The sequence below is a fragment of the Pandoraea sp. XJJ-1 genome, assembly GCF_026802345.1.
Classification (GTDB): domain Bacteria; phylum Pseudomonadota; class Gammaproteobacteria; order Burkholderiales; family Burkholderiaceae; genus Pandoraea; species Pandoraea cepalis.
This window is the reverse complement of record NZ_CP113827.1, coordinates 4774673-4787629: the sequence shown is the minus strand read 5'-3', so window position 1 is coordinate 4787629 and position 12957 is coordinate 4774673. Positions and strand designations below refer to the sequence as shown.

Genomic DNA, 12957 nt, shown 5'->3' with positions numbered 1-12957 from the left:
AGGGTGCCTTTTGCGTTGGGTGGGATGAGGGTCGTCCGTGCGCGCTGTGCGGCATCAGCGCATCAGCGCTGCGTCGGATCGAGCGGGGCGTCTTGCGAGGGATCGTCGGGCGAGTCGGCGGGGATCGTGTACTTCTCTGCCGCCCAAGCGCCGATGTCGATCTGCTTGCAACGCTCCGAGCAGAACGGGCGGAATTTCGCCTCGGGTCCCCAAACCACTTTCTTGCCGCAGGTCGGGCAGTTGACGACGGTCGTCATGGATTTAGAGATTGCAGAGCGTGAGCAGGAACGGCACGTCGCTGTCGACCGGACGCGGTTTGAGATCGCCGTCCTGTGTGGTGAAGCGCACCCACAGCATGTACTTGTTGGCGCTGGCTTCGGGAATGACCCGCAACTCGGGCGCCACTCTCACCTGCATCAGTTGATAGACACGGCCGGTCAGCATCTGCTGGTAGCTGCCTTGCTGCGCCATCGCCTTGCTGGCGTGACCGGACTCCCGGGCGAGCCCCAGCACGATGCCAAGGGCGTCGCGTATCGGAAACAGCGGGCCGATCCATTTATCGATGTCCTGACGGCGCTGCTCGGCATCGTTGTGACGCCAGGCGTAATACGACGGAAGGTCGAAGCGGCACGTGCCGCCGGGGATCACCGAGCGGCTGCGAATGCTGGCTAGCCATTCGTTGTCGTTCAGATGCTGGCCGGGCTTGCCGGGAATCTGGTTGAGGTTCGCGATCGCCAACTCGACTTCGCCGATGAACTGTTCGAGTGCGTCGGAGGCGATATCGGGATTGCCGCGATAGGTGGTCAGCGTCTGACGTTGCCGGTCGAGTTCCTTGACCAGTTCGTTCTTCAGGTCGGTGCGTCCGGCGATGTCGGCAATCTCGAACATCGTGATCAGCGCCGCGTGATGATCGAGCGGCTGATCCTGCCCGACGAAAAAGGCAAAGCGCCCGAACAGCTCTTCCAGCCGAAGCAGCGTGCGAATGCGTTCGTTGAGCGGATATTCGTACAGGATCAAGCGCGTTGGCCCAGAAGTTGGCGCTTTTCAGCGTAATGGCGACATTCTAATGCCGGAATCTGTCGAGGCGCAACGCGCGTGGGCGCTCAATCGAAGGCAGGGCGTGCGAGCGGCGCTGTTCAAGTGAGCGCCGCCGTTGATCAACGGCCTTCGGCCTGCGCCGCAAACTTCAGATATGCCGCATGCAAACGGTCGACCTGTGGGGCGAGTGGGGCATGCTGGGCATCGTTGTCGATGACGTCGTCGGCGGCGGCGAGCCGCTGCGCCCGACTTGCCTGACGCGCCATGATCGCCTGCACCTGGTCGCGCGTGAAGCCATTACGGGACATGACGCGCGCGATCTGCGTCTGCTCGGTGCAATCGACGACGAGCACGCGCTGCACGCGCTCTCGCCACTTCCCGGATTCCACCAGCAGGGGCACGACGAAAATCAGATAGGGCCCTTGGGCGTCGCTGGCGGCACGCTCGCACTCCGTGCGAATCAACGGGTGGGTAATGGCCTCCAAACGCGCTCTGGCCGCATCGTCCGTGAAGACGGCGTCGCGCATGCGTGCGCGGTCGAGCGAGCCGTCCGGGGCGACAAAGGCGTCGCCGAACTCGCGCCGGATCGCGGGCATGGCCGCGCCGTTCGGAGCGGTGATGCTGTGCGCGATGGCGTCGGTGTCGATGATGGCGATGCCGTGCGTGGCGAACAGGTTGGCGACCGTCGTCTTGCCGCTGCCGATGCCGCCGGTCAGGCCGATGGCGTAAGTCATGGCGTTCCTCCAATCCAGATCAACAGGCCATTACCGCCAAACAGCGTGGCGATGCCTGCGGCGGCGAGAAAGGCGCCGAAAGGAAACATTTGATCGCTGCGCAGCCGTCCGGTGAGCCAGGCGGTGCCGGCGATCACGATGGCGAGCGCACAGGCGAGCAGCAGAATCTGTAGCAGGGCGGTCCAGCCGAACCACGCACCCAGCGCCGCGTAGAGCTTGAAGTCGCCGAAGCCCATGCCCTCACGCCGACGCAGCCACCAGTACACCCAATACAACGCCCACAGGCTCAGGTAGCCGGTCGCGGCCCCGACGACCGCCGCCGGGAGCGCGGCGAACCAGTGCCCGAGGTTGCACAGCAGGCCTGCCCACAACAGCGGCAGCGTGAGGATGTCGGGCAGGAGTTGCGTATCGTGGTCGATGTACGCGAGCGCAATGAGTGTCCAGACGAGTCCGAGTGCGCCGAGGCTCTGCCAGGTCGGGCCGAAGCGCCACGCCACGGCGACGCTCAACGCGCCGCTGAGGAGTGAGAGTTGCCAGCGGCGAGGCGCGGCGGCGTCTGCCAACGGGGCGGGAGGTGCTGCGAGTGGGGCGGTGAGCGCTATCGAGGCGGACGGCGGGGCAGCTTGATGAAAGGGAGCGCGCAGGGCCGATGCGTTCGTGGCATCGACTGCCTGCATCTCTTCCAGCCACGCCCGTTCGATCGCCGCGGGCACGCGCCGCACGACGGCATCGAGACCGAGCCCGGCGACGACGCCCAAGGCGGCGAACAGCGCAAGGCGCCAGTGAGGTGCCAGTTCCGCCAGCCAATCGACCCGTAGCAGCTCTGCGTAACCGTTCATGCGACACCGTATCCGAGTTGGAACATCGGCAGGTACATGGCGAGGACCATGCCGCCGATCAGCAGGCCAAGAAGCGTAATCATTATCGGTTCGAGCGCCGCACAGGCACTGACCAGCGCGTGCGAAGCGTCTTCGTCGAGCAGGCCGGCGGCCTGGTTGAGCATGCGCCCGAGTGTACCCGATTCCTCCCCGATCACGGTCAGTTGCGCGATGATCAGGGGCCAGTGTGCATTGGCCTCGAGCGAGGTCGCCAGACGGGCACCTCGGGCGACTTCCCGGTGCACGTCGTGCGCCGCGCGCTGCATGACGAGGTTGCCGCATGCGCTCGCAGCGGCGTCCATCGCGTCGGGAAGCGCGACGCCCGCGTCGAGCAACGTGCCAAGGGTTCTGGCCCACCGGGCAGCGCTCAGCATGCACAGGATGCGTCCTGCACCCGGCAGTTGCAAGAGCAGGCGATCCCGGAGACGCCGCGTTCGGGGGCTGCGGCGCAATGCCGCCGCGACGACCAGCCCGGCGGTGCCCAGGCCGACCAGCAGCCACGGCCCGTTTGTCAGCGACGCTCGCGAGAGGTCGATGAGCCATCGAGTGAGCGGCGGCAGGGGCATTCCGCCACCGGCGGCGCTGGCGAACAGGCGCTCGAACTCCGGGATCACCCACTGCAGCAGCGCCATCACGACGGCCAATGCGACGACCAGCACCGTCAGCGGATAGGCAAGCGCGCGCTGGAGCTTCTCTCGCACCGTTCGTGTGTGATCGTAGTGCGCACTCAGACGCGCCAGCGTTGGGCCGAGCTGACCGCTCAGTTCGGCGGCGGCAATCAACTGACAGTCGACGCCGCTGAATCGGTGGCTGGCCTGCGCCATCGCGTGTGCCAACGGATGCCCGCGCCCGACGTCCAGTCCGATATCGGACGCGAGCCGCTTGAGCCCTCGCGTATGGGCGCCACGCGCGAGTACGTCGAGGGCTGACGTGAGCGGCACCCCTGCACCGAGCAACGTGGCGAGGCGTCGAACCAGATCGGTGGCATCTGCCGTTCCGACGCGTCCGGAGGGCGTATGCCGGCGACCCGGCCGCAAATGCGTGATCGTCATGGGCTGGACGCGCAGCAGCAAACGCGCGGCGGCTTCACCGTGGGCGAGCACCTCGCCGCGCCGGCGTTGCCCCTGGGCATCGCGACCTTGCCAGTGCCAGCGGCGGGGCTGCGTTATACGCGACATGGTTCACCCCTGCGCGTTGTGACGCGCGGCGATAGGCGGCTCGACCCTACTGCGGCCTCGCACGCGGCATGTGCCGATGGCATCGACGTGTTAGTCCGCGCGCGCGGTAGATGAGCATCAGGCGGGCGTCGTCGCATCGACATCCTCCTCGCTTACGGTGCCTGTCGCGCAATGCCAGAGACCGGCTTCGCGCAGGGTCATGACACCTTCGCGCTGCGCTTGCGCCGCGAGTGCGTGCGGGCTTCGGGCCTGTGCAATGTTGGTCGCCTGCGTCGCGCTGATCGGCATGACCTGGAACGCACCGATGCGCCCGGCGAATCCGGTGCCGTGACAGCGCATGCAGGGCGGGCCGGCCCGGGCGATGTCCTCTGGCGCACGACCGGGTTCGCAACCCGCCGGGCACCGACGCCTGAGCAAGCGCTGTGCGCTGATGAGCAGCAGCGTCGATGACAGATTGAACGGTGCGACCCCGAGATCGAACAGTCGGGCGAGTGTGCTCGTCGCGTCGTTCGCGTGGACGGTTGCGAATACGAGGTGTCCGGTCTGTGCCGCCTGCACGGCGATCTCGGCGGTTTGGGTATCGCGAATCTCGCCGACGACGAGCACGTCCGGATCCTGTCGAAGAAACGCGCGCAAGGCGGTCGCGAAGTCGAGCCCGGCGCGCTCGTTGAGATTGACCTGCGTGACCCCTGGCAAGCGGATTTCGACCGGGTCTTCGATGGTGACGATATTGCGCGAGGTGTCGTTGAGCCGCTTGAGGCAACTGTAAAGTGAGACGGTTTTGCCGCTGCCGGTTGGGCCGGTCAGCAGAATCATGCCGTGTGGTCGGGCAATGGCGCGCGTGAGCGCGAGGTACTGCTTTGGCGTGTAGCCGAGTCCTTCCAGCGAGAGCGGAACCTTCGCGCCATCGAGCAGGCGCACGACAAGCTTCTCGCCGTGCAGCGTGGGCAATGCGCTGACGCGGCACTCCACGGGTTCGCCCGCTTCGCGCCACACCATGCGCCCGTCCTGCGGCAGACGCTTCTGGGCGATATCCAGATTGGCGAGCACCTTCAGGCGTGAGACGAGCATGTCGCGCCACGGCAGCGGCACATCGCAGTGCTCGTAAAGATGGCCGTCGATCCGCAGTCGAATGCGAAAGCGTTGTGCCATCGGCTCGAAGTGCACATCGGACGCGCCAGCCCGAACCGCCTCGCCCAGCATCTGTTCGAGAAACTGCAAGGGGGTGGTGGCGTCGAGCGGTGCGCGCGACGTGGCCGCGAGCGGCTCGGTGGCTGTCGCCGTGGCGGAGAATTCAGAAGAATGAAATGACATGACAGGGTCTGACGAGTGCTGCGTGAAACGTCAGTCTCGTCAAAACCTTGGAGCGGCTCAATCGGAATTGCCCGAAAAATGGGCGGGTGTCACGTGCAGTGAACGACGGCGACTCAATCCTGCGACGGCGTTCGTGTGCCCGGCTTGAACAGGCGCACCATTTTGATCGCCTGATTGTCGATTTGCACGATTTCCATGCGAACGCCGCTGATCTCGAGGCTGACGGTGGCCTCGGGAATCTCGCGCAGCACTTCGAGGATCAGACCATTGAGCGTCTTCGGACCGTCGGTCGGCAAATGCAGGTTCAGTCGGCGATTCAGGTCGCGCAGCCCTACGCCGCCGCTGACCAGGCAATCGTCATCCGAGGTCCAGCCTGACCGGCTTCCCCCCGTACCCGGCATGCTCGTCGTGAATTCGCCGATGAGTTCCTCGATGATGTCCTCGGTGGTGAGCAGTCCCTCGACTTCGCCGTATTCGTTGACGACCAGCCCGATGCGCCGATGGTTCTCCTGGAAATACTGCAGTTGCCGCAACGCGGGCGTGTCGCTCGGGATGAAATACGGCTCGACGAGCAACGCGCGCAACGTGTCGGCCGAGAGATCGTCCGGGTGTTGCAGGGCGGCCAGCGTGCGGCGCACCGGCAGAATGCCGATGACGCGATCGATGTCGCCGTCGTAGACCGGCAGCTTGTTGTGATAGCAGGTCGCTAGCTGCGAGAGCAGCGTGTCGAGCGGTGCCGAGATGTCGAGTGCCTCGATGCGCGCGCGCGGCACCATCACGTCGTCGACCGCGATGTTTTCAAGATCGAGCAGATTGAGCAGCACACTGCGCGGCTTGGTCGGCATGTAGTTGCTGGCCTCGAGCACGATGGTGCGCAGTTCTTCCGTCGTGAGACGAACTTCGCCGGCTGCGCGACGTGTGTCGATGCGCAGCACGCGCAGCATGCCGCGCACGAAGCCGTTGAGCACCCACACGAGCGGCGCGGCCAGCGTCACGATCGGCTTGAGCAATCGGCTCGTCGGCAGTGCAATGCGTTCGGGATACGTCGCACCGACGATCTTCGGTCCGATCTCGGCAAAGATGATGATGAGCAGCGCAATGAGTGCCGTTGCGACCGAGAGCGTGATTGCGTCGTTGCCAAAGTAGCGCACCGCGATCGACGTGGTGAGCACGGGGACGACGGTATTGATGACGTTATTGCCGACGAGAATCGTCGAGAGCAGGTCTTCGGTGCGAGCGAGCAGGCCTTGCGTTGTCCTGGCACCGTGCGCGTTCATCCGGACGAGGTGTTTCAGGCGATGGCGGTTGAGCGCCATCATGCTCGTTTCGGAAATGGAAAAGAATCCCGAGCAGATGATCAGGAGGGCGACGGCGCAAATCTGCGCCCACAAGGGCAGGGCTTCCAAGCGTTTGGGTGCGTAAATGGCACGGGCGGGTGGCAATGAGTTGCCACTATAGCAGAGGGGGATGCGGCGGTCGGCCGCGTCGGGCACCGGGTGCGCTGTACAAGCCTGATGCGTTGGACGCCAAGCGATTCGAGGCCTGGACGCATCGCGATGATGCGCCGATGATGCGTGCAACAGGCATAAAAAAACCGCCGGACACGTCCGGCGGTTTTTTTGCTTTGCTCGCAAGCAAAGGTAATTCTGGTCGGGGTGAGAGGATTCGAACCTCCGGCCTCTACGTCCCGAACGTAGCGCTCTACCAGGCTAAGCTACACCCCGCTTTCGATACTGCTACTTCGCCGTTAAGTGCGTCGCGCTATCGAGTAAGAACACAATTCTAGCAGGCTATTTTTGTATTGGGAAGAGGGTAGCGCTGAAATTGTTTGTGCCGCAGCGTCGGCTTCTTCTTTGGCACGTGCCAGCGTGTAATCGAGCGCGCCCGTGCGCGTGATCGCGGCGAGGATCGGTTCGAACTTGTCGGTGCCGCCATTCTCGATGGCTTCACGCACGAGTGCGCGCTCGTCGTCGGTGCCATGTTGCAGCACGTGAATGAGCGGCAGCGTCGGCTTACCCTCGCGCAGATCGTCGCCGGCGTTCTTGCCCATCGCGTCGGTGTCGCCTGCGTAGTCGAGCCAATCGTCCATCAGCTGGAATGCGGTGCCGAGACGTCCGCCGTATTCGCGCACGGCTGCTTCGGTTTGCGCGTCGGCGTTGGCGAGCACGGCAGCGAGTTGCGTTGCCGCTTCGAATAGCGTGGCCGTCTTGTACTGGATGACCTGCAGATAGCGCGCTTCGTCGACGTCCGGGTCGTGCATGTTCAGCAACTGCAACACTTCGCCTTCGGCAATCACGTTGGTGGCGCGCGCGAGAATTTGCATCACGCGCATGTTGTCCACGCTCACCATCATTTCGAAGGAGCGTGAATACAGGAAGTCGCCCACCAATACCGAAGCCGCGTTGCCGAACAGCGCATTCGCCGTTTGCTTGCCGCGACGCAGGTCGGATTCGTCGACGACGTCGTCGTGAAGCAGTGTCGAGGTATGAATGAACTCGATGACCGCCGCCAACTCGAATCGATGCGGTGAGCTCACGCCAAGCGCACCGGACACGAGCAGCAGCAACGCCGGGCGCAGCCGTTTGCCGCCCGAATTGATGATGTATTCCGAGATCTGATTGATCAGGACCACCTCGGAGGCCAGCCGGTGGCGGATAAGCTGGTCGACGGCACGCATGTCGTCGGCGATGGCGGCCAGTACGTTCTGGGAAGAAGTCGAAGCAGTCAAGACAAGGCTCGGGTGAGGAAAATTTCGCCCCAAATTATATAGTGGGCGCGGCGACTTTCGGGGACCAGCCCCGCGGTTTGACAGGTTTCACGGAAGTCTTTGACGCAAAAGGAGAAAGTCTGTATAATTCCCGCTTTTCGTGCGCGCATTCGTTGCGACAAGTCCGAGAATACCTAGGTATGACGGTCTGCGGCGGTGCGATGGGCTGGTAAGTCGAGTCCTTTCGGGACCCTCGGCCTGCGCGGAAAATTCTCTTGTTTATGAGTGAGGTTCAACAATGTACGCGGTCATAAAAACCGGCGGCAAGCAATATAAGGTTGCTGCTGGCGAAAAACTTAAAGTAGAACAGATACCGGCTGACATTGGCGCTGAAATCACCATCGACCAGGTTCTCGCCGTAGGCGAGGGCGAATCGATTAAGTTCGGTGCGCCGTTGGTCAGTGGGGCTTCCGTCAAGGCTACCGTTATCGCCCAGGGTCGTCACCCCAAGGTGAAGATTTTCAAGATGCGCCGTCGCAAGCACTACCAAAAGCGTCAAGGCCATCGCCAAAACTACACCGAGCTGCGTATCGACAGCATCAACGGCTAATCGATCGAGCTAGGTAAGGAGTTAAGTCATGGCACACAAAAAAGCAGGCGGATCGTCCCGTAACGGCCGCGATTCAGAGTCGAAGCGCCTCGGCGTGAAGGTGTACGGCGGTCAGGCGATCCTGGCTGGCGGCATCATCGTTCGCCAACGTGGTACTCGTATGCATGCCGGCGAAAATGTCGGTATTGGTAAGGACCACACGCTGTTTGCACTGGCCGACGGCCATGTGCAATTCGCCATCAAGGGCGCAGCGAAGAAGCAAGTGGTTAGCGTGGTGCCGGCAGCGTAAGCTAAGCCTTTTGCCACCAAAAGGCTCCGCTCCCATGCGGAGCCTTTTTTGTTTTTCCCGCCGGAGCGCGGCGAGCATTTTGCGCGTCGGTCGGGCCATTACACAGCGTTAGGATCGTCTGCGGACGGTCGATTGAGCGGAACGGACCCCCATGAAATTCATTGACGCAGCGCGTATCGAGGTGATCGCCGGGAACGGCGGCAACGGCTCGGCATCGATGCGCCGCGAGAAATTCGTGCCGTTCGGCGGACCCGACGGCGGCGACGGCGGTCGCGGCGGCAGCGTGTTTGCCGTGGCGGATCGCAATATCAACACCCTGATCGATTACCGCTACGCGCGGAAACACCTCGCAAAGCACGGGGAATCCGGTCGAGGCGCAGATTGCTATGGCAAGGGGGGCGAGGATGTCTACCTGCGCATGCCGGTCGGCACCATCATCAGCGACATGGACACCGGCGAGACCATTGCCGACCTGACCGAACACGGTCAGGAAGTCGTGCTCGCCCAAGGGGGCGCGGGCGGTCTGGGCAACCTCCATTTCAAGTCGAGCACGAACCGCGCGCCCCGTCAGAAGACGGACGGCAAGCCGGGCGAGCGTCGCATGCTCCAGCTCGAGCTGAAGGTGCTCGCAGACGTCGGTCTGCTCGGCATGCCCAACGCGGGCAAGTCGACGTTCATCGCTTCGGTGTCGAACGCGCGCCCGAAGATCGCCGATTATCCGTTCACGACGCTGCACCCCAATCTGGGGGTCGTGCGCACCGCGCCGGGCAAGAGCTTCGTGATTGCGGATATTCCCGGCCTGATCGAAGGCGCGGCCGATGGGGCCGGCCTCGGTCACCAGTTCCTGCGTCACTTGCAACGCACGGGCCTGTTGCTACACATCGTGGATATTGCGCCGTTCGACGAGGGTGTCGATCCGGTGGCGGATGCCAAGGCCATCATCCTTGAGCTCCAGAAGTACGACGAGGAACTGTTCCAGAAGCCGCGTTGGCTGGTGCTCAACAAGGTCGACATGGTGCCGGAAGCGGAACGCGCCGAGCGCGTTGCCGACTTCCAGAAGCGCTTCGCCTGGGACGGTCCGACGTTCGAGATTTCCGCCTTGACCGGCGAAGGTTGCGAGAAGCTGTGTCTGGCCGTGCAAGAGTATTTGTATCAACAACGCGGTGCCGTGGAAGAAGCGATGGAAGATGCTGCACAGGATCCGCGTTTTCGCGCGGGCAGTGCCGCCCCGGCGGCCGACGTCGCCCCGCAGACGCTCCCGGACGACGCGCCAAAGGCGTAAACTCCGTCTCACTCAAACGCTGGCGATGGCGCTGCCTGTCATCGCGCCAATGCCAGCGATCCGGCTGCGATAGCGCCGACTTCCCAATACATTCGCAGGAGAATCCAGTTCCATGCGTTCGGTCATCGCCGATGCCAAGCGGCTCGTGGTGAAAGTGGGATCCAGTCTCGTGACCAACGACGGTCGCGGGCTGGACGATGTCGCGATTGCGCGATGGGCACAACAGATCGCCGCGCTGCGGCATGGTGGCGATGGTCGTCCGCCAAAGCAGGTGGTGCTCGTCAGCTCGGGTGCCATTGCCGAGGGCATGCAGCGCCTCGGCTGGGCGCGCCGTCCGACCGCCATCGACGAATTACAGGCGGCGGCGGCCGTGGGACAAATGGGCCTCGCGCAGGTCTATGAGACGCGCTTCGCCGAGCACGGCGTGCGCACCGCGCAGATTCTGCTCACGCACGCCGATCTGGCCGACCGCGAACGCTATCTGAACGCGCGAACGACCTTGCTCACATTGCTTCGTCTGGGTGTGGTGCCGATCATCAACGAGAACGACACGGTCGTGACCGACGAAATCAAGTTCGGCGATAACGACACGTTGGGCGCACTCGTGACGAATCTGATCGACGGCGACGCACTGGTCATCCTGACCGATCAGTCGGGCCTGTACACGGCCGATCCGCGCAAGGACCCCAAGGCCGAGTTCGTCCACGAGGCCGATGCGGGTGACGAGCGTCTCGAAGCGATGGCCGGTGGCGCGGGCACCAATATCGGACGCGGCGGCATGCTGACGAAAATCCTGGCGGCCAAACGCGCAGCGACCAGCGGCGCGCATACCGTGATCGCGTCGGGGCGCGAGGACGACGTGCTTGTGCGTCTGGCGAGCGGCGAGGCCATCGGCACGCAGTTGGTCGCGCGCACGGCCGTGCTCACCGCCCGCAAGCAATGGATGGCCGATCATTTGCAGGTGCGCGGTCGCGTGGTGATCGATGCGGGCGCGTGCAAGAAGCTGACGCAAGAGGGCAAGAGCCTGCTGCCGATCGGTGTGATCGATGTCGAAGGCACGTTTGCTCGCGGCGAAGTGATTGCCTGCGTGGACGAGGGCGGCCTTGAAGTCGCGCGCGGGCTGTCGAATTACAGCGCCTCGGAGGCGCGTCTGATTCGGCGTCACCCGAGCAGCGACATCGAGCAGGTGCTGGGCTTTGCGAACGAGCCCGAGCTGATCCATCGCGACAATCTGATCTTGCGCTGAGCCGCACGGCGGGGCGATGGCCTCGCGCCTGACAGACAAAACGCCGGCACGCATTTGAACTGCGTGACCGGCGTTTTTCATTTCGACGGTCAATCGTTATCGACCGTGCGTCGGCGGCTTAACGATAGTTCTGGTTTTGATCGAACTTCGGGTAGCGCAGGTTCTGCACGATTTCCTTGGCGTCACCCAATGGGGCCTTGTCCCGACAGAGATAGTCGCGGAACAGGATGCCCTGATAGGCGGTTGCACCATACGGACGAATCGGACGCCATTCGCTGTTGCGCGCTGCAACCCATGTGCCATCCGGTCGGCCCGTTGCGTACAGACGCGACTCGAACGACGAGCAATGAATGCCTTCGAACGAGACGTTGCGCGCCCCTTGCTTGCTGCGGATCACGGCAACGTAGCGGACTACACCGTCGTCCGTCACCTGCACCGACTTCGTGTCGATGGCGTAGTCGAGGGTGGCGCTCGGCAGGGTGGGGAAGCTCACGAGATCGGCGTCTTGCGGGGCTTTCGCCGGCAGGGTGAATTCAGCTTCCTTCCACTTGCCCTTGGAGGCTTCCTGCTGGGCGATGTATTCGTCGTAGTCCTGGACGGGCTGCATCATGCCGCTACAGGCGGTCATCAGCGCCAGTGCGGCCAAAGGGGCCAGGGCGGTCAGGCGCGGGGCGCGGCGAGCGAGGGAAAGACGCATGGAATGGGATCGAGAAGTCGGTTGGGCGGCGGATCAACGATAGCGGACGATCCGCGCGGCATCCCGGAGGATGCCAGGTCAAAAGGAAGGCGCGGGCATGGTGCCCGCGACCGATGATGGGACACGCCGGCGGCGGCCCGGTTCAGTGCTCCCGAGGCGGTGTGCCGACACTGGCGGCACCTGCCATTTCGCTGGCCTCGTCGACACAACTGCCGCCGTCGCAGGTGTCGTCATCCGCAATGCTCGCGCCCGGCGGCAATTCGCCGACCCGGGCCCCGGCGCGCGGAAAGCGTCGCCGATCCTGTTGCGCGCGCGCCGCCGAGCGTCGCAGATAGCGCGAGAGCTCGTTCAGCGCGAGTTGGTAGACCTCGCGCTTGAACTCGATCACGGCGTCGAGCGGCACCCAATATTCGTTCCAGCGCCAGGCATCGAACTCCGGATGCTCGGTCGCGCGCAGGCAGATATCGCAGTCGCGACCGACCATGCGCAGCAGGAACCAGATTTGCTTCTGGCCCCGGTAATGTCCGCGCACTTCGCGCTTGATGAATTTGTCCGGCACCTCATAACGCAGCCAGTCGCGCGTGCGACCGATGATTTTGACGTGTTCTGGCTTTAGCCCGGTTTCTTCGTGCAATTCTCGGAACATGGCTTGTTCGGGCGTTTCGCCGTACTTGATGCCGCCTTGCGGGAACTGCCAGGAGTGCTCGCCCAGCCGCTTGCCCCAGAACACTTCATTGCGTGCGTTTAAGAGGATGATGCCGACGTTCGGGCGAAAGCCTTCACGGTCAAGCATACAACCACCCTTGAATCCTTTAAAATTGCTTCGATTATAAACAGATAATCACCGGCGCGGCGGCCGGCGGCGGCTCGGGTGACCGGGGCGGCGCGTACGGCCGGCGGGTGTCTTGGGCGCCGTCGCGACGTCGGGGCGTGCCCCGGCCCCGTTCCCGGCAACACCCCGAACCGCTGTGCGCGCCGTTGACC

At 63.7% G+C, this 12957-nt stretch carries 14 protein-coding genes and 1 tRNA gene; 4 read left to right on the top strand and 11 right to left on the bottom strand.

From position 1 onward, the window contains the following. Positions 1-62: 62 nt before the first annotated feature. From yacG to OYT13_RS22065, 9 genes are all read right to left on the bottom strand, one after another. A complete protein-coding gene (yacG, locus tag OYT13_RS22105) occupies positions 63-257 on the bottom strand; it encodes a DNA gyrase inhibitor YacG (protein ID WP_017234743.1) in 195 nt (64 codons plus the stop codon). 4 nt (positions 258-261) lie between these two features. Continuing rightward, positions 262-1017 carry a cell division protein ZapD gene (zapD, locus tag OYT13_RS22100; protein WP_017234742.1) on the bottom strand — a complete coding sequence of 252 codons (756 nt, stop codon included), beginning with the start codon at positions 1015-1017 and terminating at the stop codon, positions 262-264. 140 nt (positions 1018-1157) lie between these two features. Next, positions 1158-1772, bottom strand: coding sequence for a dephospho-CoA kinase (gene coaE, locus OYT13_RS22095; RefSeq protein ID WP_017234741.1), 615 nt, complete (start codon positions 1770-1772; stop codon positions 1158-1160). Continuing rightward, entirely contained in the window at positions 1769-2611 is an 843-nt protein-coding gene (locus OYT13_RS22090) for a prepilin peptidase (protein ID WP_017234740.1), read from the bottom strand. The genes coaE and OYT13_RS22090 overlap by 4 nt, the downstream gene beginning before the upstream one ends. Next, the gene (locus OYT13_RS22085; protein WP_268566947.1) at positions 2608-3828 is read right to left on the bottom strand and encodes a type II secretion system F family protein; all 1221 of its coding nucleotides are present in this window, start codon (positions 3826-3828) and stop codon (positions 2608-2610) included. Before OYT13_RS22085 ends, OYT13_RS22090 begins: the two co-directional genes overlap by 4 nt. Before the next feature lie 117 nt (positions 3829-3945). Next, entirely contained in the window at positions 3946-5142 is a 1197-nt protein-coding gene (locus OYT13_RS22080) for a GspE/PulE family protein (protein ID WP_017234738.1), read from the bottom strand. A 113-nt stretch (positions 5143-5255) separates the two neighbouring features. Beyond that, positions 5256-6548 carry an HlyC/CorC family transporter gene (locus OYT13_RS22075; protein WP_026132106.1) on the bottom strand — a complete coding sequence of 431 codons (1293 nt, stop codon included), beginning with the start codon at positions 6546-6548 and terminating at the stop codon, positions 5256-5258. Positions 6549-6789: 241 nt separating this feature from the next. After that, positions 6790-6866, bottom strand: a tRNA-Pro gene (locus OYT13_RS22070). A 23-nt stretch (positions 6867-6889) separates the two neighbouring features. After that, on the bottom strand, positions 6890-7819 hold the full coding sequence (locus OYT13_RS22065) for a polyprenyl synthetase family protein (protein ID WP_083902357.1): 930 nt from the start codon (positions 7817-7819) through the stop codon (positions 6890-6892). A 328-nt stretch (positions 7820-8147) separates the two neighbouring features. On the opposite strand from OYT13_RS22065, the gene rplU reads away from it, so the two are divergent. From rplU to proB, 4 genes are all read left to right on the top strand, one after another. Beyond that, complete coding sequence (gene rplU / locus OYT13_RS22060) at positions 8148-8459, top strand: 50S ribosomal protein L21 (RefSeq protein WP_010803930.1); 312 nt, start codon at positions 8148-8150, stop codon at positions 8457-8459. Between the two features lie 28 nt (positions 8460-8487). Continuing rightward, a complete protein-coding gene (gene rpmA / locus OYT13_RS22055; protein ID WP_017234735.1) occupies positions 8488-8748 on the top strand; it encodes a 50S ribosomal protein L27 in 261 nt (86 codons plus the stop codon). 151 nt (positions 8749-8899) lie between these two features. After that, on the top strand, positions 8900-10030 hold the full coding sequence (gene cgtA / locus OYT13_RS22050; RefSeq protein ID WP_268566946.1) for an Obg family GTPase CgtA: 1131 nt from the start codon (positions 8900-8902) through the stop codon (positions 10028-10030). A 112-nt stretch (positions 10031-10142) separates the two neighbouring features. Continuing rightward, entirely contained in the window at positions 10143-11276 is a 1134-nt protein-coding gene (proB, locus tag OYT13_RS22045) for a glutamate 5-kinase (protein WP_150564265.1), read from the top strand. A gap of 118 nt (positions 11277-11394) precedes the next feature. Here the strand turns inward: proB and OYT13_RS22040 are convergent, their stop codons facing one another. Further along, positions 11395-11973 (bottom strand): CNP1-like family protein, encoded by a 579-nt coding sequence (locus tag OYT13_RS22040; RefSeq protein WP_150564264.1) that lies wholly within the window; start codon positions 11971-11973, stop codon positions 11395-11397. Positions 11974-12115: 142 nt separating this feature from the next. Next, positions 12116-12766 carry an RNA pyrophosphohydrolase gene (locus OYT13_RS22035; RefSeq protein WP_017234731.1) on the bottom strand — a complete coding sequence of 217 codons (651 nt, stop codon included), beginning with the start codon at positions 12764-12766 and terminating at the stop codon, positions 12116-12118. Between the last annotated feature and the right edge of the window lie 191 nt (positions 12767-12957).

What these genes read in the sequence shown, in the direction of transcription:
- yacG (WP_017234743.1), bottom strand. Translation starts at nt 257, where the DNA reads ATGACGACCGTCGTCAACTGCCCGACCTGCGGCAAGAAAGTGGTTTGG.
- coaE (WP_017234741.1), bottom strand. Translation starts at nt 1,772, where the DNA reads ATGACTTACGCCATCGGCCTGACCGGCGGCATCGGCAGCGGCAAGACG.
- OYT13_RS22090 (WP_017234740.1), bottom strand. Translation starts at nt 2,611, where the DNA reads ATGAACGGTTACGCAGAGCTGCTACGGGTCGATTGGCTGGCGGAACTG.
- OYT13_RS22085 (WP_268566947.1), bottom strand. Translation starts at nt 3,828, where the DNA reads ATGTCGCGTATAACGCAGCCCCGCCGCTGGCACTGGCAAGGTCGCGAT.
- OYT13_RS22080 (WP_017234738.1), bottom strand. Translation starts at nt 5,142, where the DNA reads ATGTCATTTCATTCTTCTGAATTCTCCGCCACGGCGACAGCCACCGAG.
- OYT13_RS22065 (WP_083902357.1), bottom strand. Translation starts at nt 7,819, where the DNA reads ATGCGTGCCGTCGACCAGCTTATCCGCCACCGGCTGGCCTCCGAGGTG.
- rplU (WP_010803930.1), top strand. Translation starts at nt 8,148, where the DNA reads ATGTACGCGGTCATAAAAACCGGCGGCAAGCAATATAAGGTTGCTGCT.
- rpmA (WP_017234735.1), top strand. Translation starts at nt 8,488, where the DNA reads ATGGCACACAAAAAAGCAGGCGGATCGTCCCGTAACGGCCGCGATTCA.
- cgtA (WP_268566946.1), top strand. Translation starts at nt 8,900, where the DNA reads ATGAAATTCATTGACGCAGCGCGTATCGAGGTGATCGCCGGGAACGGC.
- proB (WP_150564265.1), top strand. Translation starts at nt 10,143, where the DNA reads ATGCGTTCGGTCATCGCCGATGCCAAGCGGCTCGTGGTGAAAGTGGGA.
- OYT13_RS22040 (WP_150564264.1), bottom strand. Translation starts at nt 11,973, where the DNA reads ATGCGTCTTTCCCTCGCTCGCCGCGCCCCGCGCCTGACCGCCCTGGCC.
- OYT13_RS22035 (WP_017234731.1), bottom strand. Translation starts at nt 12,766, where the DNA reads ATGCTTGACCGTGAAGGCTTTCGCCCGAACGTCGGCATCATCCTCTTA.